The 21,156-nt window shown below is 70.4% G+C and carries 20 protein-coding genes; 9 read left to right on the forward strand and 11 right to left on the reverse strand.

What is annotated here, in order from left to right; all coding sequences use genetic code 11:
* Positions 1–2 precede the first annotated feature (2 nt).
* From FHS98_RS11425 to cobS, 4 genes are read left to right on the forward strand one after another with little or no spacing between them, the layout of a single operon-like run.
* Positions 3–410 (forward strand): DUF1636 domain-containing protein, encoded by a 408-nt coding sequence (locus FHS98_RS11425; protein WP_167105392.1) that lies wholly within the window; start codon positions 3–5, stop codon positions 408–410.
* The gene (cobT, locus tag FHS98_RS11430; protein ID WP_341786055.1) at positions 407–1,423 is read left to right on the forward strand and encodes a nicotinate-nucleotide--dimethylbenzimidazole phosphoribosyltransferase; all 1,017 of its coding nucleotides are present in this window, start codon (positions 407–409) and stop codon (positions 1,421–1,423) included. Before FHS98_RS11425 ends, cobT begins: the two co-directional genes overlap by 4 nt.
* The gene (locus FHS98_RS11435; protein ID WP_167104668.1) at positions 1,420–1,989 is read left to right on the forward strand and encodes a histidine phosphatase family protein; all 570 of its coding nucleotides are present in this window, start codon (positions 1,420–1,422) and stop codon (positions 1,987–1,989) included. Before cobT ends, FHS98_RS11435 begins: the two co-directional genes overlap by 4 nt.
* A complete protein-coding gene (gene cobS, locus FHS98_RS11440; protein WP_167104672.1) occupies positions 1,986–2,684 on the forward strand; it encodes an adenosylcobinamide-GDP ribazoletransferase in 699 nt (232 codons plus the stop codon). Before FHS98_RS11435 ends, cobS begins: the two co-directional genes overlap by 4 nt.
* Here the strand turns inward: cobS and FHS98_RS11445 are convergent.
* The 3 genes from FHS98_RS11445 to cobD are packed head-to-tail and all read right to left on the reverse strand — an operon-like array spanning position 2,616 to position 6,035.
* Complete coding sequence (locus FHS98_RS11445) at positions 2,616–4,118, reverse strand: cobyric acid synthase (protein ID WP_167104676.1); 1,503 nt, start codon at positions 4,116–4,118, stop codon at positions 2,616–2,618. The genes cobS and FHS98_RS11445 overlap by 69 nt on opposite strands.
* A complete protein-coding gene (cbiB, locus tag FHS98_RS11450) occupies positions 4,106–5,044 on the reverse strand; it encodes an adenosylcobinamide-phosphate synthase CbiB (RefSeq protein ID WP_167104679.1) in 939 nt (312 codons plus the stop codon). Before cbiB ends, FHS98_RS11445 begins: the two co-directional genes overlap by 13 nt.
* Entirely contained in the window at positions 5,037–6,035 is a 999-nt protein-coding gene (cobD, locus tag FHS98_RS11455) for a threonine-phosphate decarboxylase CobD (RefSeq protein ID WP_167104682.1), read from the reverse strand. Before cobD ends, cbiB begins: the two co-directional genes overlap by 8 nt.
* 81 nt (positions 6,036–6,116) lie before the next feature.
* On the opposite strand from cobD, the gene cobU reads away from it, so the two are divergent.
* The 3 genes from cobU (at position 6,117) to FHS98_RS11470 (ending at position 8,686) form a co-directional block, all read left to right on the forward strand.
* The gene (gene cobU, locus FHS98_RS11460) at positions 6,117–6,632 is read left to right on the forward strand and encodes a bifunctional adenosylcobinamide kinase/adenosylcobinamide-phosphate guanylyltransferase (protein WP_167104685.1); all 516 of its coding nucleotides are present in this window, start codon (positions 6,117–6,119) and stop codon (positions 6,630–6,632) included.
* Between the two features lie 171 nt (positions 6,633–6,803).
* Positions 6,804–8,324 carry a L,D-transpeptidase family protein gene (locus tag FHS98_RS11465; RefSeq protein ID WP_481883003.1) on the forward strand — a complete coding sequence of 507 codons (1,521 nt, stop codon included), beginning with the start codon at positions 6,804–6,806 and terminating at the stop codon, positions 8,322–8,324.
* Between the two features lie 11 nt (positions 8,325–8,335).
* On the forward strand, positions 8,336–8,686 hold the full coding sequence (locus FHS98_RS11470) for a hypothetical protein (RefSeq protein WP_167104688.1): 351 nt from the start codon (positions 8,336–8,338) through the stop codon (positions 8,684–8,686).
* 39 nt (positions 8,687–8,725) lie between these two features.
* On the opposite strand, the gene FHS98_RS11475 is transcribed toward FHS98_RS11470, so the two are convergent.
* From FHS98_RS11475 to FHS98_RS11505, 7 genes are read right to left on the reverse strand one after another with little or no spacing between them, the layout of a single operon-like run.
* Positions 8,726–9,745 (reverse strand): diguanylate cyclase domain-containing protein, encoded by a 1,020-nt coding sequence (locus FHS98_RS11475; protein ID WP_208402216.1) that lies wholly within the window; start codon positions 9,743–9,745, stop codon positions 8,726–8,728.
* A complete protein-coding gene (cheB, locus tag FHS98_RS11480; RefSeq protein WP_167104691.1) occupies positions 9,733–10,770 on the reverse strand; it encodes a chemotaxis response regulator protein-glutamate methylesterase in 1,038 nt (345 codons plus the stop codon). The genes FHS98_RS11475 and cheB overlap by 13 nt, the downstream gene beginning before the upstream one ends.
* On the reverse strand, positions 10,767–12,968 hold the full coding sequence (locus FHS98_RS11485; protein WP_167104693.1) for a hybrid sensor histidine kinase/response regulator: 2,202 nt from the start codon (positions 12,966–12,968) through the stop codon (positions 10,767–10,769). The genes cheB and FHS98_RS11485 overlap by 4 nt, the downstream gene beginning before the upstream one ends.
* The gene (locus tag FHS98_RS11490) at positions 12,965–13,630 is read right to left on the reverse strand and encodes a chemotaxis protein CheW (RefSeq protein ID WP_167104696.1); all 666 of its coding nucleotides are present in this window, start codon (positions 13,628–13,630) and stop codon (positions 12,965–12,967) included. The genes FHS98_RS11485 and FHS98_RS11490 overlap by 4 nt, the downstream gene beginning before the upstream one ends.
* Positions 13,631–14,839 carry a CheR family methyltransferase gene (locus FHS98_RS11495; RefSeq protein ID WP_167104699.1) on the reverse strand — a complete coding sequence of 403 codons (1,209 nt, stop codon included), beginning with the start codon at positions 14,837–14,839 and terminating at the stop codon, positions 13,631–13,633.
* Positions 14,836–15,258, reverse strand: a complete 423-nt coding sequence (locus tag FHS98_RS11500) for a chemotaxis protein CheW (RefSeq protein WP_167104702.1) — start codon at positions 15,256–15,258, stop codon at positions 14,836–14,838. The genes FHS98_RS11495 and FHS98_RS11500 overlap by 4 nt, the downstream gene beginning before the upstream one ends.
* Positions 15,259–15,264: 6 nt before the next feature.
* Positions 15,265–16,815 carry a methyl-accepting chemotaxis protein gene (locus FHS98_RS11505; RefSeq protein ID WP_167104705.1) on the reverse strand — a complete coding sequence of 517 codons (1,551 nt, stop codon included), beginning with the start codon at positions 16,813–16,815 and terminating at the stop codon, positions 15,265–15,267.
* Positions 16,816–17,010: 195 nt separating this feature from the next.
* Here FHS98_RS11505 and FHS98_RS11510 point away from each other — a divergent pair, with 195 nt between their 5' ends.
* A complete protein-coding gene (locus FHS98_RS11510) occupies positions 17,011–18,657 on the forward strand; it encodes an NAD(P)/FAD-dependent oxidoreductase (protein WP_167104708.1) in 1,647 nt (548 codons plus the stop codon).
* Positions 18,658–18,732: 75 nt separating this feature from the next.
* On the opposite strand, the gene FHS98_RS11515 is transcribed toward FHS98_RS11510, so the two are convergent.
* Positions 18,733–19,899 carry a glycoside hydrolase family 130 protein gene (locus tag FHS98_RS11515; RefSeq protein WP_167104711.1) on the reverse strand — a complete coding sequence of 389 codons (1,167 nt, stop codon included), beginning with the start codon at positions 19,897–19,899 and terminating at the stop codon, positions 18,733–18,735.
* Between the two features lie 146 nt (positions 19,900–20,045).
* Between FHS98_RS11515 and FHS98_RS11520 the strand changes: the two genes are divergently transcribed.
* On the forward strand, positions 20,046–21,104 hold the full coding sequence (locus FHS98_RS11520) for a retropepsin-like aspartic protease family protein (protein WP_167104714.1): 1,059 nt from the start codon (positions 20,046–20,048) through the stop codon (positions 21,102–21,104).
* Positions 21,105–21,156 lie beyond the last annotated feature (52 nt).

A 21,156-nucleotide genomic window follows, 5' to 3' on the forward strand; every position in this document is an offset into this window, starting at 1 on the left:
CGCTGCTCCGCCCGGCGCCGGCCGGCCCCAGTGTCGTCGCCTGCTCCACCTGCCGCCACTCGGCCGAGGCGCAGACCGACGAGACAGGCCGGCGCGGCGGCGCGCGGCTCGCCGAGGCGCTGCGCGAGGTGCGGGCCGCCGACCCGCGCTATGCCTCGATCGCCATCGAGGAGATGGCCTGCCTCTTCGCCTGCGCCCAGCATTGCACCGTGCATCTGCGCGCGCCGGGCAAAATGGGCTATGTGCTGGGCCGCTTCCGTCCCGACGTGGAGGCCGCACGGTCGATCCTCGACTATGCGCTGGCCCATGCCGAGAGCGAGGAAGGCAGCGTGCCCTATCGTCAATGGCCCGAAGGCGTGAAAGGCCATTTCATCGTCCGCGTTCCACCGGAAGGGTTTGTCGTCCAGTGAACGGCTTCGCGTCCATCCCCGCCTTCGAGCAGGCGCTCGCCGATCTGCCCGAACATGACTCCGCCGCGCTGGCCGAAGCCCGCGCGCGGCAGGCGGAGCTGACCAAGCCGCCGGGCTCGCTCGGCAGGCTGGAGGACATCGCCTGCTTCCTCGCGGGCTGGCAGGGCCATGCGCGGCCGCAGATCGATCGCGGCCGGGTGCTGGTTTTCGCGGGCAATCACGGCATCGCCTCGCTCGGCGTCAGCGCCTATCCGGCGGACGTGACCCGCCAGATGGTCGCCAATTTCGAGGCCGGCGGCGCCGCCATCAACGCGCTCGCCCGCGCGGCGGGGCTGGAGCTGCGCGTCGTCCCGCTCGACCTCGACCGCCCGACCGCCGACTTCACCGAGCAGCCGGCGATGACCGCGCAGGAATGCCTCGAGGCGCTCTCGGCCGGCGCGGCCGCCGTCGAGGACGGGCTGGACCTGATCGTCGTCGGCGAGATGGGCATCGGCAACAGCACCGCCGCCGCCGCTCTCGCCGCGTGCAGCTTCGGCGGCGAGGCGGACGCGTGGGTCGGCCCCGGCACGGGCGTCGATCGCCACGGCCTCGCCCGCAAGGCAGCGGTGGTGACCGCCGGCATCGCCACCCATCGGGAAGCCGCGACCAGCGCCTTCGAGATTCTCCGCCGGCTTGGCGGGCGCGAGATCGCGGCCATCGCCGGCGCGGTGGTCGCGGCGCGGCAGAGGCGCATCCCCGTGGTGCTGGACGGGTTCATCAGTTGCTCGGCCGTCGCCCCGCTCGCACGGCATCACCCGGCGATCACGGTGCATTGCATCGCCGGACACCAGTCGGCCGAGCCCGGCCATGCGAAGCTTCTCGACAAGCTCGGGCTGGAGCCGCTGCTCAAGCTCGACATGCGGCTGGGCGAAGGCAGCGGTGCCGCGGTGGCGGTGGCCCTGATCCGCGCCGCGCTCGCCGCGCACAACGGCATGGCGACCTTCGCCGAGGCCGGCGTCTCGAACGGCGCATGACGCCGCGCCTGCTCCACCTGATGCGCCATGGCGCGCCGGAGGGTGCCGGGCGCCTGCTCGGCCGCACCGACGCCGCCGCGACGGCGGAGGGGATCACCTCCTGCGCCGATCAGGTGGAAGGGCTGGAGGTGAACGCGATCGTCTCCTCCGATCTGCTCCGCGCCCGCGCCTCGGCCGAGGCGGCGGCGAGCGCGCTGGGTCGGCCGGCGACGATCGATCCGCGCTGGCGGGAGCTGGACTTCGGGGCGTGGGACGGGCTTCCGGCCACCGCCGTCGATGCCGACGCGCTCGGTCGCTTCTGGCGCGATCCCGACGCCAATCCGCCGCCCGGCGGCGAACGCTGGTCCACCCTCGTCGCGCGGGTGAGCGAGGCGCTGGCCGCGCTCCCGGACGGGCCGGTGCTGATCGTCACCCACGCCGGCGCGATGCGGGCGGCGATGGCGGTGCTGTGCGGGATGGACCAGCGCGCGCTCTGGGCGATCGACCTGCCCTATGCGGCACTGCTGACGCTCCGGGTCTGGCCGGGCGATCCGCCCTCCGCGCAGATCGTGGCGCTGCGCCCGTGAAGCGGCTGATCGTCGCGGTCCAGTTCCTCACCCGCCTGCCGACGCCGCGCATGGCGAGCGATGCGGCGGACTTCGCCGCCTCGATCCGCTGGTTCCCGGCGGTCGGTCTGCTGGTGGGCGCGATCGTGGCGGGTTCGGGCTGGCTCGGCGCACGGATCGATCCATGGGTGGGGGCGATGGCAGCGCTGGCGGCGTGGGTGATGGTGACGGGCGCGCTCCATCTCGACGGCCTCTCCGACCTCGCCGACGGATGCGGCGCCGCGCATGGCGATCGCGACCGGCTGCTCGCGGTGATGGCCGATCCGCATGTCGGCAGCTTCGGCGTGGTGGCGATCGGGCTTCAGCTCCTCGCCAAGCTGGTGCTGCTCCATGCGTCGGGCGGCCATTGGCCGGCGCTGATCCTCATCCCCTTCGCCGCGCGGATCGGGCCACTCTTCTGGGCACGCTGGCTGCCTCCTCTCCACGCCGGCCTCGGCTCGAGGTTCGCCGGAGCGGTCGGGGCGCCGCATCTGATCGTCTGGACCGCCCTGCTGCTCGCCGCCGCATGGGCCGTGCCGGGCCTGCTCGCGACGGCCGTGCTGGTCCCGCTCTGGGCGCTGTGGCTGCGGCGGAAGATCGGCGGCATCTCAGGTGACGGGCATGGCGCCGGAATCGAACTCGTCGAGACCGGGCTGCTGCTCGCCTGCCTCCTCTGAGAGGCTGAGCATCGCATCGATGTCGCAATGCGCTTCCAGCGTCGCGGCGATCACGTCGAGCGCGGCGTCCACCGAGGCGCGATAGTCCGCTCCGCTCCCCTCTCCGCCGATCCGCCGAAGCCACGCCGCGCGCTGTGCCGGATCGGCCAGCAGGCCATGGACATAGCTCCCCGCCACCAGCCCATCCGAGCTGACGGCGCCATCCGAACGCCCGTCGTCGAAGCGCGCCAGCGGCCGGGCCGCGCCCGTCGTCTCGCCCATATGCATCTCATAGCCGGTGAAGCGCGCGCCCAGCGCCTCGCCCGCCACCCGCCGGAGCGCCTTGTCGCCGGCCAGCACCGTCTCGACATCGAGCAGCCCGAGCCCCTCGACGTCCCCCATCGGCCCCTCGATCCCGAGCGGATCGGCGATCCGGCGGCCGAGCATCTGATACCCCCCACACAGCCCGAGCACCGCCCCGCCACGCCGATGATGCGCAAGGATATCGATATCCCAGCCCTCCGCGCGGAGCGCGGCCAGATCGGCGATGGTCGCCTTGGAGCCCGCCAATACGACCAGCGCGGCCTCGGCCGGGATGGGCCGTCCCGGCGGCACCATCACCAGCTCGACATCCGGCTCCAGCCGCAGCGGGTCGAGATCGTCGAAATTGGAGATGCGCGGCAGGATCGGGCAGGCGACCACGAGCTTGCCGGCCTTCCGCCGGGTGCCCCGCTCCAGCACCACCGCATCCTCGCTCGGCAGGCGGACGGCCTCGCTCAGCCACGGCACCACGCCGAAGCCCCGCCAGCCGGACAATTGCTCGATATCGCGATAGCCATCCTCGAACAGCGCCGGATCGCCACGGAACTTGTTGATGAGGAAGCCCCGGATCATCGCCGCGTCGGCCGGATCGATCACCGCGCGCGTCCCCGCGATCGCCGCGATCACGCCGCCCCGATCGATATCGCCGACCAGCAGCACCGGCACGCCCGCCGCCCGCGCGAAGCCCATGTTGGCGATGTCGCCGCCGCGGAGGTTGACCTCCGCGGGCGAGCCGGCGCCCTCCACCACCACCACATCGCATTGCGTCCGCAGTCTGCGATAGCTCTCCAGCACATCGCCCAGCAGCGCCCCCCGCGCCGCGCGGAAATTGCCGGAGCCGAGCGTGCCCCTCACCGTGCCATGGACGATGAGCTGCGATGTCCGATCGGCCTGCGGTTTCAGCAGCACCGGATTCATGTCCGTGGTCGGCTCGACCCGGCAGGCGATGGCCTGCGTCGCCTGCGCGCGGCCGATCTCGCCGCCATCGGCGGCGACGGCGGCGTTGTTCGACATGTTCTGCGGCTTGAACGGGCGGACGCGGAGCCCCCGGTTGGCGAACGCCCGGCACAGCCCCGCCACCAGCACGGACTTGCCGACATCCGATCCGGTGCCCTGCACCATCAGAGCGCCCATGCCACGCCTCCCGCGATCAGCCACAACAACAGGCAGGCGCGGCGATAGAAACCGAGCGCCTGGACGATATCGGCCGCCGTCGCCTCGCTCCGCCCATCGCCGATCCACGGCTTGACGTGCGTCACGCCGTCATAGGCGACCGGCCCCGCCAGCCGGATGCCGAGCGCGCCCGCCATCGCCGCCTCGGGCCAGCCTGCATTGGGCGAGGCATGGCGGCGGCAGTCCCTCCACATCGTCATGAAGCCCCGCGCCGCACCGAGGCAGATCAGCAGCCCCGCAAGCCGCGCCGGCACCCAATTGGCGGCATCGTCCGCCCGCGCCGCCGCCCAGCCGAAGGCGCGCCAGCGTGGTTCGCGATGACCGATCAGGCTGTCGGCGGTGTTGAGCGCCTTATAGGCCCAGATCCCCGGCAAGCCCCCGATCAGCAGCCAGAAGAGCGGCGCCGCCACGCCGTCGCAAAAGCTTTCGGCGAGGCTCTCGATCGCGGCGCGGGCGATGCCGGCCGGGCCAAGGCTCGCCGTGTCGCGCCCGACGATCCGCGAGACGGCGACGCGAGCGCCCGTCACATCGCCCTTCTCCAGCGCGCGGGCGACGGGGGCGACATGATCGCTGAGGCTTCGCTGGGCGAGCCCCGGCACCGCGAGCAGCGCCAGCACCGGCCAAGCCCAGACGCCGCACAAGGCCCTGACCTCGCGCTCAACCAGCCACGCCCCCCCGCCGACCAGCCCGAGCAACAGCAGGACCAGCACGATCCCGGCGACGCGCCGTATCGCATCCGGCCAGCCGGGCCTGTTCCCGTGCCGCTCGGCGGTGTCGATCAGCCGCGCGAAGAAGCCGACCGGATGGCCGATCCGCCGGTAGAGCGCGTCGGGCCAGCCGACCACCGCCTCGATCGCCAGCGCCGCGATGGCGAGAGGCTCAGCCATGCGCCAGCGCCTCGTCGAGCCGCGCCAACGCCGCCTCTCCGCCCGGCAGGCCGATGCGGAGCCAGTCGGGCGCATAATCGAACGGCCGCGTCAGGATGCCCCGCCGCGCCAGCCGCTCGAACAGCGCGCCCGCATCCGGCGTCCGCACCAGGCGGAACAGCGGGCAAGCCCCCTCGGGCTCCAGTCCGTGCCGGCGCAGCACGGCGTCGAGCCTGTCCCGCTCGGACGGCAGCCGCTCGCTTATCCCGGCCAGCCATGCGTCGTCGCGATAGGCCGCCGTTCCGATCGTGATCGCCGCCGCCGACACCGGCCAGCTTCCCAATCTCCGCCGCATCGCCGCCAGCCATTCGGGCGCCGCCACCATGAAGCCGAGCCGCACGCCCGCCAGCCCATATATCTTGCCGAAGGAGCGCAGCACGATCGCCTCCCGCGCGCCGCCCGCCTCGATCAGCGGCAGCAGGCTCGTGCCGGGCATGGCATCGGCGAAGGCCTCGTCGACGATCAGCCGCCCGCCCGCCGCCGCGAGCCGGTCCGACAGCGCCGCGAGCGCCAGCGGCGAATGGAGGCGGCCATCCGGGTTGGAAGGGTTGGCGAGCAGGATCGTCCCGCCCCGCCCGGCTTCCGCCACAAGGTCGGCGGCATCAACAGGCGTGCTTGTCCCGAACGCCTCGGCGTGGGTGCGATAGCCCGGCGACTGGTGCCGCACCGGCTCCGGCAGGCCGAACACCCCCAGCAGGCGCAACCCGATCTCGCTCCCCGGCAGCGCGCAGACCCGCTCCGCCGCCACGCCGAAGCGACGCGCCGCCGCGGCCTCCAGCCCGGCAAGCGCCTCCTCGTCGGGCAGGCGCGTCCAGTCGATCGACCCGGCGCGATCGACCGGCCAGGGCGTGGGATTGATGCCCGTCGAAAGATCGAGCCACGGCTCCGGCGCATCGGGCCACGCCGCCCGCGCCGCCGCCAGCCGCCCCCCATGAAGTCGCCAACCGTCCAAGCCCGCTCCCTTTCCGTCGCCCCCGGCCTGCTCTAATCGCCAAAGCAGGCCGGGCCGCAAGCCCGATGACGAGGATCGGGCATGACGACTTCGACGCTTCTGGTGCTGGGCGGCGCGCGTTCGGGCAAGAGCCGCTTTGCACAGGCGCGCGCGGAGGCGGAAGAAGGCGCGCTGGTCTACATCGCCACGGGGCAGGCCTTCGACACCGAAATGGCCGAGCGGATCGAGCGCCACCGCGCCGATCGCGGCCCGCGCTGGCGGACGGTCGAGGCCCCCCTCACGCTGGCCGGGGCGATCGCCGCCGAGGCCCGGCCGGGGCAGGTGGTGCTCGTCGACTGCCTGACGCTGTGGGCCTCGCATCTGATGCTGGGCGAACAGGACATCGAGGCGGAGACGAAGCATCTCGCCGAGGCGATCCGGGCCGCGCGGGGGCCGCTGATCCTCGTCTCCAACGAGGTCGGCCTCGGCATCGTGCCGGAGAATGCGCTGGCACGCCGCTTCCGCGACGTCGCGGGGCGGATCAACCAGGCGGTCGCCGAGATCGTCGCGGAGGCCGTGTTCGTCGCCGCCGGCCTGCCGCTCAGGCTCAAGGGCTGACGCCACACGATCGGAGCCCCCGTTCGTCGGCGCGAAGCAACGGCTCGACAGCCCTCGTTCCGCCGCCTCGAACGGACGAGGATGCATCTTTCGCATTGCGTCCGCCCGTTCCATCCGCATTGTGGGGAATGGGAGGGGAGTTTCTCTCCCGTGCTGGAGTCTGCTTGTCCCGTGTCTGACACGATGCACCGCCGGATCTTCGCCGCGACCCTCGGCATCGCCCTCCTGCCCGCGACGCCGGGCCAGGCGCAGGCTCCGGTGCCGCCGCCCACGCCGCTGCTGCCGCCCGCATTCGCGCAGCCGCCGACCGCCCAGCCGCTTCCCCCGCCACCGGCGCCGCACGTCGTGCCCCAGCTCACCGACGCGCAGAAGGGCCAGCTCCGCGCGATGCTGGACGATGCCAGGGCGAACGGCATCGCCCGGCAGACGGCCGACGCCGACACCGCGACAGCCGGCACCGACGACGACAACGCGCTGGTTCAGGCGGCGATGGACTATGCCAAGGCGCTGCACAGCGGCCGGCTCGATCCGTCCGACTTCCTGAGGGACTGGGGGCTGCGGCCCGCCGCCTATGATCCGTGGCCGGGCTTCACCGCCGCCGTGCAGCAGGACAAGCTCGCCCAATGGATCGCCGCGCTGCCGCCGCCTTATACGGGCTATGAGACGCTGAAGGCCGGTCTCGCCGCCTATCGCAAGATCGATGCGGCCGGAGGCTGGGGCACGCTGGCGTCCGGCCCGGTGCTGACGCTGGGCGCGACCGGCGATCGGGTGGAGGCGCTGCGCAAACGCCTCGCCGTCGAGGACAAGGAGGTCTCGACGCAAGGCCCCGCCCGCTACGACACGGCGATGGTGGAGGCCGTCCGCCGGGCGCAGCGGCGCTATGGGCTGGAGCCGACCGGCACGCTCAACGCGGGGACGACGGCGGCGCTCAACGTGTCCGCGCATGAGCGCGTCCGCCAGATCGTCGCCAATATGGAGCGCTGGCGCTGGCTGCCGCAGGAGCTGCCGACGCACCGCATCCAGGTGAACATCGCCGCCGCCGTGCTCACCGTGTTCGAGGCGGACAGTCCGGTGCTGTCGATGCGCGCCGTCACCGGGCGGCCGGGCGACGAGACGCCGATGCTCCAGTCCGAAGTGCATAGCGTGGTGCTCAATCCGCCGTGGAACGTCCCCACCTCGATCGCCACGAAGGAGCTGTGGCCCAAGGAACGGGCGCATCCGGGCTATTTCAGGAAGCACGACTTCCGCGTGATCTCGACGCCCGACGGCGGCAAGCGCCTCCAGCAGCGCGCCGGCAAGCAGAGCGCGCTCGGCCGGATCAAGTTCGATTTCGACAATCCCTATGGCGTCTATCTGCACGACACGCCGACGCAGGGGACGTTCGACCGCTACAGCCGCCTCGCCAGCCATGGCTGCGTCCGGCTGGCGCATCCGCTGGCGCTGGCCAAGCTGGTGCTCAAGGATTCGACCGACTGGACGCCGGAGGCGATCGACGCGACGCTGGCCAAGGGCGACACGGTGCGCGCCCGCCTCCCCGAGCGGATCGCCGTCTATCTGCTCTACTGGACGGCCTTCGGCAGCGCGGACGGCAAGATGAGCTTCCGCGACGATCCCTATGGCTGGGATTCGATCCTGGCCAGCCGGATCGAGGCGCGTGCCGATCGCGCGCCGGTGCTGGCCTCCGGCCGATGAAGGGAATGGACATGAGCAAGATCACCCCCCGCGCCGCCCTTCCCCTGCCGTTGGTGGCGCTGGCCGCCGTGACGCTGCTGCTGCCCGGTTGCCGCAAGGCCCCGGAACAGCCGCCGCAGAACATGACCATGGAACTGCCCGAAACGCCGGCGCAGCCCCCCGCGCCGCCGACTCCCGCGCCGGAACCGGCTTCCCGGCCGAAAGTGGAGAACAAGGTCGTCCTCCCCGCCGCCACCGATATCTCGGAGGATGAGCAGATGCGCGAGGATGCGGAAGCCACGGGCATGACGTCCCGCGTGTCGAGCCGCAGCGACAATGCCTCCGGCTCGCCCGACAACGAAGGCAATCCCGCCCAGCACTGATCGCGCGCGAGGCCGGGGCTCCCCTCCCCGGCTCATGCCTCACACGCTGACGACGGCCCGGTTCCTGCCCGCGCGCTTGGCCTGATAGAGCGCCTTGTCGGCCGCCTCGATCAGGCTCGAATAATTCTCCTGATCGGGGATGGCGCTGGCGCCGCCGACACTGATCGTCACGCACGGGCCGACGGTCGACGCCGCATGGGGGATGCCGAGCCCCTCGATGATGGCGGGAAAGCCCTTCGCCAGATGCTCCAGCTCGGCGGCACCGGTCAGCGGCAGCGCGATCACGAACTCCTCGCCGCCGAAGCGCGCCGCCACGTCGGTGGCGCGCTTGCAGTTCCGGCGCAGCGCGTCGGCGACCGAACGGAGCACTTCGTCCCCCGCCAGATGGCCGTAATGATCGTTATACTGCTTGAAATGATCGATATCGATCATCAGCAGCGAGATCGGATATTGCCCGCGCAGCGCGGTGCGCCACTGCATCTCCATATAGTCGTTGAAATAGCGCCGGCTGCTGAGGCCCGTCAGCCCGTCGACATTGGTGAGCCGCTGGAGCTGGAGGTTGGTCTCCAGCAATTCCCGCTGGCTCTTGCGGAGCGCGCGATAGGCCTCGTCGCGCTGGATCTGCATCTGATAGGCATGCGAGTGATAGCGGATGCGTGCGACCAGCTCGATCGCGTCGGGCAGCTTCACCAGATAGTCGTTGGCGCCGATGCGGAAGGCGTCGCGCTTCACGGTCGCCTCCTCCTTGGTGGAGAGCACGATCACCGGGATGTTCGCCGTCACCGGATCGGCGCGATAGTCGCGCACGAGGTCGAGCCCGTTGACCGACGGCATCACCAGATCCTGAAGGATCACCGTCGGGCGCACCTTCTTCGCCACCGACAAGGCATCGAGCGGATCGGAGCAATAGTGGAATTCGATGCCGGGCTGATCGATCAGGGCGCGCCGGATCGCCTCGCCCACCACGATCTGATCGTCGACGAGCAGCACCATGATGGCCTGCTCCTTTGACAGCGAGCCGAGCACCGACCGCGCCTCGGCGTCGGTCAACACGTCCATCGGCTTCCTCCTTTTCGATGGCCCTGGGTGAACAGGCCGGCCAGCGCCGGCGCGATCCCGTCCAGCGGCAGAATCTCGACGGCGGCGGACAGCGCCGCGGCCGCCTTGGGCATTCCGTAGACCGCGCTCGTCGCGCGGTCCTGCGCGATAGTATGATGCCCGGCGTCGCGCAAAGCCTTCAGGCCGCGCGCACCGTCGGACCCCATGCCGGTCAGCAGCACGCCCACGATCTCGCCGGACCAATGGGCGCACAGGCTGTCGAAGAAGACATCGATCGAAGGGCGGTAGATGGCCTCCGCGGGCCGCTGCGTGTAACCGAGCCGCCCTCCGGCCTTCGCCACCATATGGTCGCTCGTGCCCGCCAGCAGCGCCGTGCCGGCCTGCGGCACCGCCCCCTCGGCCGCGATGCGGACGGGAACGGCGCTGTGCATGGCGAGCCAGCCCGCCATGCCGGCGGCGAAACGCTCGTCGATATGCTGGACGATGGCGATGGCGGCCGGAAAATCCCGGGGCAGCGTCTCGAGGATCATCGCCAGCGCCGCCGGCCCGCCCGCCGAGGCGCCGATCGCAATCAGCGGCGCGCCCGAGCGGCGGCGCGGCGCGGTCTGGCGGCCTTCCGCCGGCCGAACCCCGCCCGTAAGCCCGTTGAGCGCGCGGATCTTCGCCAGCAGCGGCCGCGCCGCCCATTGCGGATCGGCCGAGCCGAGCGCCGGCGTGTCGATCGCATCGAGCGCGCCATGCCCCATCGCGGCGAACACGCGCGCGGCCTGATCCTCCACGCTGGAGGTGACGATCAGGATCGGGCACGGCGTTTCCGCCATGATCCGGCGCGTGGCCTCCACGCCGTCCATCTCCGGCATGATGAGATCCATCAGCACCAGATCGGGCAGGTCGGCGGCGCACATCCGCACGGCCTCCGCGCCGTTGACGGCCGTCCAGACGACCTGATGCTCCGGCGCCGTCGCCACGATGCGGCGGAGCGCCTCGGTCGCCGTCACCATATCGTTGACGATCCCGATCCTCATGCCGCCGCCCCGCCGATGAGATCGTTCACCGCCTGGATCAGCCCGTCGCTGTGGAAGCTGCCCTTGGTGAGATAATAATCGGCCCCGGCGTCGAGCCCGCGCCGCCGATCCTCCTCGCGGTCCTTGTAGGAGAGGATCATCACCGGCAGCGAACCGAGCCCGGCGTGCTGGCGGATCAGGCCGACAAGCCCGATTCCGTCCATGCGCGGCATGTCGATATCGGTGATGACCAGATCGAAACCGCCGGTGCGCACGACGTTCCAGCCGTCCATGCCGTCGACCGCGACCTCCACCTCATAGCCCTGCTGCTCCAGCACCTTGCGCTGAAGCTCGCGCACCGTGAAGCTGTCGTCGACGATCAGGATGCGGCGCCGATGCCCGACGGCCGAGGGGCCGGCGTCGCGCTCGACGCCCTTCAGCCGGTCGGCCGCCGCCAGCTTCTCCATCGAGCGGACCATGTCCTCGACATCGACGATCAGCAGCGGCGAGCCGTCCTCCATCAGCGCGCCGGCGGCGATGTCCTTCACCTTGCCGAGGCGCGGATCGAGCGGCTGCACCACCAGCTCGCGCCCGCCGAGGAAGCGATCGACCACGAGGCCGTAGATCGACTGGCCCGAGCCCAGCATCACGACCGAAAGCTCCTCCGTTGCCGTCGCGGATGGTCCGCAATCCAGCACCTGATGCGCCGAGACGAGGCCGATCTGCCTGTCGTCGAGGCTGAAATACTCCCGCCCGCCGAGCGTCGAGATGTCCGAGCGCGCCACCTTGAGCGTCCGCAGGATGCGCGCGAAGGGGAAGGCATAAGGCTCGCCGCCGATCTCGACGAGCAGCGCGCGCGTCACCGAGAGGGTGAGCGGCAACTGCAACTGGAAGCGCGTTCCCCCGCCGATCTCGGACGAGACGCGCACCCGCCCGCCGACCTGCCGGATCATGTCCTGCACCGCGTCCAGCCCGACGCCGCGCCCCGAAATCTCGCTGACGCTCTCCTTCATCGAGAAGCCGGGCAGGAAGAGGAATTCGAACAGCTCCGCCTCGCCCAGCTTCGCCGCCACATCGGCCGGCGCGAGGCCACGCGCCAGCACCGCCTGCCGGATTCGCTCGGGATCGACACCGCGCCCATCGTCGGACAGCACCACCTGAAGCGTGCCCGCGCTGTGATAGGCCTCCAGCCGGATGCGCCCTTCCTCGGGCTTGCCGAGCAGGCGCCGCTCCTCGGGCGCCTCGATGCCATGATCCACCGCGTTGCGCAGCAGATGGCCGAGCGGCGCGTCCAGCCGTTCGAGGATGTCGCGATCGACCTGCGTCGCCTCGCCCGCGATCTCCAGCCGGACGTCCTTGCCGAGGCTGTGCGCCACGTCGCGAACCATGCGCGGCAGCGCCTGCACGCCATCGGCGAAGGGCCGCATCCGAACCTTGAGCGCCTGATCGTAGAGCCGGTGCGCCAGCGCGCCCGACTGCTGGTCCCAACCCTCCACCTCCGCGATCCGGTCGGCGAGCGCGTGGCGGCAGGCGCCCATGCGGTTCTGCGCGTTGGTGAGCGCCATCGCGACGGCATCGGTCATCGCCTCGCGAGGCAAGGCGTCGCGCAGCGCTTCGAGGGCCTTGGCGGCTTCGTGCTGGAGCCGCTTCACCTGATGAAGCGCCTGCCCGAACGGCTTGAGGCGACGGGATTCGACCAGCGCCTCGCCGGAGAGATCGAGCAACTGGTTGAGGCTGTCGACGCTCACGCGCAGCGCGCGATCGGCCGCCTCGGCCATACGGACCGGCGCGGGCGGCGGCTCGGGCGCGCGGACCGGCTGCGCGACGGGCGCCCGTTCGAGACCGCCTTCCAGCTCCGTCACGAACGCCTCGGCGCGGACCTGCCAGATGCCGCCCGCATCCTCCTCCAGCGCGATCGCCTTGAGCAGGTCGACGCCCTGCAACAGCTTGTCGATGTGCGCGCGGTCGAGGATCAGCCGCCCGGCCTGCGCGGCGACGAACAGCTCCTCCATCGCATGGGCCAGCGTGACGGCGGCCGCCATGTCGACGATCCGGGCCGCGCCCTTCAGCGAGTGGGCGGCCCGCATACAGGCTTCGAGCTGATCCGCCTGCGCCGGATTCTGCTCCAGCGCGAGCAGCCCGGCGACAAGCACCTGCGCCTGATTGTCCAGCTCCACGCCGAACAGGTCTCGCATCGAGAACTGGCTGAGGTCCGTCATGCGAGGCTCTGCTCCACCGCCTCGGCCAGCCGATCGCCATCAATCAGCGCCGCCGTCCCCTGCGCGACCCTGAGCAGGCCCGTCACATAGGCGGCCTGCGCCTTGCGGACCGTGGCAGGCGTGGGCAGCACCTCGCCCTCGTGGAAGCGGCAATGATGCTGCACCTCGTCGACCGGCACGACGACCCGCCCGCCAGCACAGCGGATCACGATCATCCGGCGCCGCTCGTCGCTCATGCTCTCGTCGGCGATCCCCAGCACATGCGCCAGCGACACGCAGAGGAGGAGCTGCCCGCGCACGTTCACCATGCCGAGCAAAGCGGGGCTCCGCCGGTGCGGCAGCGAGTGGATGCGGCGATGCCCGGTCACCTGATCGAGCAGCAGGATCGGCAGCGCGAACCATTCCTGGCCGATCCGCGCCAGGATGGCGGAGCGCATCTCGCGCTGCCCGGCCGGAGCCTCGGCGGCGAAGTCGCGCTTCCAGTCGCCGCCCGCCGGCCCGCGCTGGTCGCGGTCGAGCAGGGTCGCGGCGGTGGCGGCATAGGCCGGGCAGTTGCGGCAATGGGCGTGGCGGGCGAGTTCGGGGCAGCTCTTGTCCCCGCGCACGCCGATGCTGTTCCAGCAATCATGGACCTCGCGTCCGGCAAGGAGCGCCTGGTCCATTTACCGCCCCCCGCCCTGTTGCAGGCGGGCCGTGCGTGCGTTCAGCCGCTTCGCCCCGGCCACGTCGCCGCGCCGTTCGAGCAGCAGCGCCAGATGACCCAGTGCCTCATGGTGCAGCGGGTCGAGATAAAGAACCTTGCGGTAGCAATCGGCCGCGCGCGGTTGGTTGCCCGCCGCATCGCTGATGACGCCGAGCAGATAGAGCGCGTCCGCCGAAGGGCCGTGCCAGCCGAGATAGGCCTCGCACGCACTCGCCGCCTCGGCGAGGCGCCCCTGATCGGCGAGGCGCTGGATTTCGGGCAGCTCCGCCACCGTCCGGCGGGGCATCGCCGCCACGCGCGTCGCGACCGCTCTCGGGCGGGCCGCGACCGGAGCCGTGCGGGGAATCGGCATGGGTCCGCGCGGGCGTGCTGTTTTGGCGGCCGCCTTGCGGAACGCGAAAGCGAGCGGGATGCGGGCGGATTCGAAGCCCTTGTCGATGAGGATGCCCGATTCCGAATGACCGACGAAGAACATCCCGTCCGCCGCCAGCATCCGCCCGAGCGTCGCCACGGCGCGCGCCTGATCGGCCGCATCGAAATAGATCAACAGGTTGCGGCAGAAGACCACGTCATATTCCGCGCCCTGCCCGAACAGCGGGTCCATCAGATTGCCCGGCGCGAAACGGACCTCCTCGCGCACCTTCGCGGACAGGCGATGCATATTGCCCACCTGCTCGAAGAAGCGATCGCGAAAGCCCAGGTCGCCGCCCCGGAAGGAGTTGCGGCCATAGACGCCCTCGCGGGCATGGCCGAGCACCTTCTCGCTGATGTCGAAGGCGTCGATGCGGAAACGCCCGGCGGGGAAGCCCGCGTCGAGCAGCGCCATCGCCATCGTATAGGGCTCCTCCCCCGTCGAGCAGGGCAGGCTGAGCAGCCTCAACATCCCCTCCGGGTGCGCGGGAAGCCATTGCTCGACCGCGAAGCGCGTCATCGCCGCGAAGGCCTGCCTGTCGCGGAAGAACCAGGTCTCGGGAACGGCCACCGCCTCGACCAGTTGCTGAAGCTCGGCGCGCGAGCCGGTGGCGAGCGCATAATAGGCGTCGTCGGAGGCGATCCCGCACGCCCGCTGCCGTGCCTGCACCGCCCGTTCGATCGCGGAGATGCCGATGGACTCGCTGTCGAGCCCCATCGCCTGCTTGAGCAGAGTCTGGAAGCGGACGAGCGTCATGCCACCGCCATCGCGTCGAACAGGGCGGAGCGCAGATGTTCCGGCACCAGCGCGTCCACCTCGGCCCGCTCGACCAGCCCGCGCGGCCCCGTGGCGAAGGGCGCGAAGTCCTCCGGCTCGCAGCGCAGGATGTCGGTGGCGTTCTCGACGATGAGGCCGAGCGGCCGTTCGACGCCCTCACGATCCGGCACGCGCGTGACGATGATGCGGGTGCTCATCCGGTCACGCGCCGGCTCGCCCAGCTCCAGCGCGCAGAGATCGACCGCCGGGATGAACGCCCCGCGATAACGCAGCGAGCCCGCCATCCCCTCCGGCGCGCCGCGCACCGCCCGCAGCTCCATCATCGGCAGCATCTCGACCACCCGTGAGGCCGCCAGCGCATAGCCGGCGTCGCCGATCTGGAAGAGGACGAACAGCATGGCCGCTCAGCCCGTCGCGAGGCGGAAGCGCGAGATGCTGCCGTGCAGATTGCCCGACACCTGGCTCAGATCGTCGATCGCCGAGCTGGACTGGCGGAGCGATTCCACCGTCTGCTGGGTCGCCTCGCTCAACTGCTGGAGCGCCTCGCTGATCTGCTCGGCACCCGTGGCCTGCGCCTCCATGCCGTCGTTCACCGTCTCGAAACGCGGCGCCAGCGTCTGGACATGCTGGATCACGTCGGAGAGCTTGCCGCCGATCTCATGCACGTCGTGCATCCCGCGGCGGACCTCTTCCGCGAACTTGTCCATCCCCATCACGCCGGCCGACACGGCGGCCTGAATCTCGGTCACCATCTGCTCGATGTCGTAGGTGGCGACGGCCGTCTGGTCGGCCAGGCGGCGGATCTCGGACGAGACGACCGCGAAGCCGCGGCCATATTCGCCGGCCTTCTCGGCCTCGATCGCGGCGTTGAGCGAGAGGAGGTTGGTCTGGTCGGCCACCTTGGTGATGGTGGTGACGACCTGGTTGATGCCGCCCGCCTTCTCGTTGAGCACGGCGAGCTTGGCGTTGATCGAGGCGGCGGCGTCCATGATCTGCGCCATCGTGCCTTCCATGTGGGAAAGCTCGGCCTGCCCGCTGCTGGCGAGATCGGCGGCGCGCTCGGCGACCGACGTCACCTCGTTCATGGTCCGCGCCAGCTCCTTGGAGGTCGCGGAAATCTCGCGGCTGGTGGCGCCGATCTCGGTGGTGGTGGCGGCGACCTCGGTGGCCGTCGCCTGCTGCTGCTTGGCGGTGGCGGCGATCTCGGTCATCGAGGTGCTGACGCGGATGCCCGATTTCTGCACCTGCCCCACCAGCTCCATCATGTCGTCGGCCATGCGGTTGAAGCCGTCGGCGAGATCGCCGAACTCGTCGTGCCGCTCGATCGGCATCCTCTGGGTGAAGTCGCCGCCGCGCATCGCGTCCATGATCGGGGCGAGGCGCTGGAGCGGCGCCATGATGGCGCGCATCAGCAATGTCCCGCTCACCAGCGCGATCAGCAGCACGGCCAGCACGCAGACGATCAGCGAGGCGCCCAGCCCCGTGAGATCGTGGTTCACCCGCCCGGCGGCGGCATAGCCGAAGCGGCTGTCGCTGGCGGTGAAGGTGCGCGCCTCGGCGAGCACACCAGTAAAGGCCGCGTCGAGCCCGCCCGCTCCACCATCCCGCGCGCGGACATAATCATCGAACCGCAGCTTGAGCTGGTCGAAATGCTGGCGCTCGTCGGCGGAATTGACCGTCGCCTCGAAGCGGCCGAGCGTGTCGCGCAGCGCGTCATGACTGGCGCGGACATCGCCGCCCGCCGCGCTCCGCGCGCTCAGCATATAGTCGCTGGTCAACGCGTCCTTGAACGCCTCGTTGGCGACGAGGCCCGGAATGGCATCGCCCTGAACATGGGCCGCTTCCCGCTCGATGCTGCTGAGCCGCAACCAGGCGGCGACGCCGACCGTCATCATCACGGCGAGGATGAGCCCGAAACTCATCAGGATTCGGAGGCGGATGGTCAGACTTTTCATACAACGCGGCTCCAGCCCCGCAACACGGCCGGCTTGCCTTCTGGCGCAAGGGCTTCCGGCTCCTGATCGATGCGCCATTCGCAAGCGCCCGGATTTTGTAACCATTTATCTCTAACAGAAAGCTAACGATCCCGGCCGGAAGCCCCGGCGCACGGGCGGATGGCGCGAAGCGGGCCTTGCGGCTAAAGGCACGCCATGCTCCGCCTCACCGAAATCAAGCTCCCCCTCGATCATCCGCCCGAGGCGCTGCGCGCCGCCATCCTGGAGCGGCTGGGGATCGAGCCGGACGCGCTGATCGACTTCACCGTCGCCCGCCGCGCCAACGACGCGCGGCGCAAATCGGCGATCCTGCTCGTCTATTCGATCGACGTGACGGTGAAGGACGAGGCCGCGATCCTCGCCCGCTTCGCCGGCGACAAGGATGTGAAGCCCACCCCCGACACCGCCTATCGCTTCGTCGCCCGCGCGCCGGAGACGCTGGAGAAGCGCCCGGTGGTGATCGGCGCCGGCCCCTGCGGCCTGTTCGCGGGGCTGATCCTCGCCCAGATGGGCTTCCGCCCGATCATCATCGATCGCGGCAAGGTGGTGCGCGAGCGGACCAAGGATACATGGGGCCTGTGGCGCCGCAGCGAGCTGAACCCCGAGAGCAACGTCCAGTTCGGCGAAGGCGGCGCGGGCACCTTCTCCGACGGAAAGCTCTACAGCCAGATCAAGGATCCGCGCTTCCTCGGCCGCAAGGTGTTGGAGGAGTTCGTCAAGGCCGGCGCGCCGGAGGAGATTCTCACCGAGGCGCATCCGCATATCGGCACCTTCCGGCTGGTGTCGATGGTCGAGAATATGCGCGAGACGATCCAGAGCCTCGGCGGCGAATATCGCTGGCAGCGGCGCGTCGAGGACATCGACATCGAGACGCGCGCCGACGGCTCGCGCCGCCTGCGCGGCCTGCACCTTCACACCGGGGAGCATCTGGAGGCCGATCATGTCGTGCTGGCCGTCGGCCACAGCGCGCGTGATACGTTCGGGATGCTCCACGAGCGCGGCGTCCATATCGAGGCCAAGCCCTTCTCGATCGGCGTGCGCATCGAGCATCCGCAAAGCTGGATCGACCGGGCGCGTTTCGGCGAATGCGCGGGGCATCCGATCCTCGGCGCGGCGGCCTACGCCCTCTCGCACCACTGCAGGAACGGGCGCACCGTCTACAGCTTCTGCATGTGCCCCGGCGGGCGCGTGGTGGCGGCGACGTCGGAGGTCGGCCGCGTCGTCACCAACGGCATGAGCCAATATTCGCGCGCCGAGTTCAACGCCAATTCGGGCTTCGTCGTCGGCATCGATCCGGCGACCGACTATCCGGGCCACCCGCTCGCCGGCATCCATCTCCAGCGCGCGCTGGAGGAGAAGGCGTTCGTGGCGGGCGGCTCCAGCTATGCGGCGCCCGGCCAGCGCGTGGAGGATTTCCTTGCCGGGCGGCCGTCCACCGGGTTCGGCGTGGTGCAGCCTTCCTACAAGCCCGGCGTGACGCCGGCCGATCTCGCCACCGTGCTGCCGGATTTCGTGGTGGAGGCCTTCCGCGAGGCGCTGCCCGTCTTCGGCCGCCAGATCGCGAACTACGACCACCCCGATGCGATGATGACCGGGGTGGAGACGCGCACCTCCTCGCCGATCCGCATCACGCGCGGCAAGGATATGCAGAGCCTCAACCTGCCCGGTCTCTTCCCCGCCGGCGAGGGCGCGGGCTATGCGGGCGGCATCCTCTCCGCCGCGATCGACGGCATCAAGATCGCGGAAGCCGTGGCGCTCAGCATGGTCGGGGCCGGTAAGCCTCAATCGTCATGCCGGAATTGATCCGGCATCCAGAGCTTCGAACGACACCGCCCTTGGCTCTGGACCCCGGATCAAGTCCGGGATGACGATGAAGGATCAGAGCCGGCGGAACAGGCTCTTGGGGATATGGGTGATCCGGCAGGCGAGGTCCGCCTCGCCGGAGGCCACGACATAATGATCCCCCGCATCGGCGATGCCGGTCGTGAACACCACGCCATGGACGTACATCTGATGATCGATCGGCGCCGTGAGATCGGGTGCGGGGTCCAGCAGCGGCCTGTTCCCGGTGTGGAGGATGCGGCTCGGATCGTCCCGGTCGAGCAGCGACCAGTAGGTGCGATAGACGCCCACGATCTCACGCGGCTCGACGCCATGCCACAGGCTGAGCCAGCCCTCGTCTGTCAGGATCGGTGGCGCGCCGCCGCCCATCCGCGCCGTCGCCACCGTGCCCGAATGCGGGCGGATGCCGGGCTCGCGATGCGGCTTCCAGTGCAGCAGGTCGGGTGAGGTGGCGAGGTTGATCGAAGGGCCGGCCTTCCACTCGCTGCCCGGCGGATAGGCGAAATAGAGGCTGCCGAGCGGCCGCGTCTGCGCCCAGTAGCGGCCACCGATCCGGCCTTCGAAGATCAGCATGTCCTTGTTCTGGTGATCGAGCACGATGTCCTCGAACGTCCAGTCCAGTCCATTGGTCGAACTGTAGAGCGTCGTGGAATGACGTTCGGGGCTGACCGAGCAGCTCGTCATCAGCCAGCGCCCCTCGACATGGCTGATCCGCGCATCCTCTACCCCATAGCATTGGAAAGGGTGTTGTGGCGCGACGGCGCGGTCATAGTGGATCGCCTCCACGCGCAGCCCGTCGGGATCGAACTCCACCGGCAGCAGCCAGGACAGCGAGGTCAGCGCCATGACCGGCCAGCCACCACCGAGGATCGCGAATTTGCGCGGGTCCGCCGTGTCGACCATGTCGAGCGGCCAGGCGTCGAGACCATAGCGCCCCGCATCCCAGCGGATCGCATGGATATGCCCGTCGTGGATCGGCTCGCGAAGCGCCTCGGCGATCCGCACCATCATCAGCAGGTTGCCGTTGGGCAGACGCGTCAGGCCCGGATTGAAGGCGCCGAGTACATAGGTTTCGGCGTCGAAATGCCCCGCCATCGGCGAGCGGGCCAGATCGATGTCGTCGGGCGTCAGCACCAGCCGGTCGACCGGAAAGGAGAGCCGCGGACAGGCATCCGGCTGTCCGGTGACGGCGGTGTGCGACATCGCGGCTCTCCTCACGCTCAGCGAACCGGAGACGCAGCGGAGGCCTGCCCGGTTCCGCCCACCACGCCGCCAACCCGACAAAAGGCCGGATCGTTTACCAGAGATTAGGGGCGATCGGTCTAGACTCGGGTTTGGAAGGGAAACCCATGGCTCCCAAACTCGCCCTGCTCGCGCTGACGCTTTCCGCCGGGGCCGCCGCCACATCGGCCACCGCGCAGACGCGTACCCTCGATCCGTCGCTGACCGACATCCCGCCCGGCGTGATGCGCACGATCAGCTTCGCGGCCGACGGGCATCCTGTGGTGGTCGACCGGCCCTATACGGGCCGGCAGGACATCCAGCCGGTTCAGGTGGTGACCGTCCAGACAACCGAGGAAGACGAGGACGGCAACCCGATCCGCACCACGGTCGAGACGCGGCTCGAGCCGCTCGCCGGCTTCGCCTACACGCCGCGGGGGCCGCAGATGGTCTATGCGCCCGCACGGGCGGCGCAGCCGATCCAGCCGCCGCATGTCGACGGGCCGATGCTCGCCAGCCTCCTGCCCCCCTCGTCCGACGACGAGGATGCGGCGGATGCGGATGCGGATGCGGAGCCCTTCCTCCAGACCGCGCTCGACATTCCCGCCTCCGATTTCGGGCCTGCGGAGGCCGCGCCCGTCGATCTCGCGCAGCATGTGCCGATCCGTGCCGGCGATTTCGATTCCTTCACTTTGCCCGTGCTGCTGCGGGCGCCGCCCATGGTCGTGCCGATCCAGGCCGCGCAGGCCGTCCCCGCGCCCGATTACCGCCTCGCCGTGCTGACGCCCGCCACGCCGCAGCCGCTCAGCATCCATCGCGATCCGCGCACGGGCCATTTCATCGCCCCGATCCGCATCAACGGCGTCATCATCCAGGCGATCGTCGATACCGGCGCGCAGGATACCATCCTCTCCGCCCGCGACGCGCGCGCCACCGGCGCCGCCCGGAACATCGTCCGTTCCGAGCCGATGGCCGGCATCGGCGGCTACACCATGCTCAGCGTCGCACGGCTCCGCTCGATGGAGGTTGCCGGGCAGGATCTCGGCAGCTTCACCGCCGCGATCGGGCAGGAGGGCATTCCCTACACGCTGCTCGGCCAGACCGAGATCAACCGCCTCGGCCGCATCGTCATCGAGAATGGCGTGATGACGATCACGCCGCGCGCCGCCCAGGTCGCGTTCCGCTAAGCCCTGCGGCCTCCGAAAAGAGGCCCCGCCGGCGGTGGGGCGCCGGCGGGGC

Origin of the sequence: Sphingomonas oligoaromativorans (genome assembly GCF_011762195.1) — a bacterium.
GTDB classification, from domain to species: domain Bacteria; phylum Pseudomonadota; class Alphaproteobacteria; order Sphingomonadales; family Sphingomonadaceae; genus Solisphingomonas; species Solisphingomonas oligoaromativorans.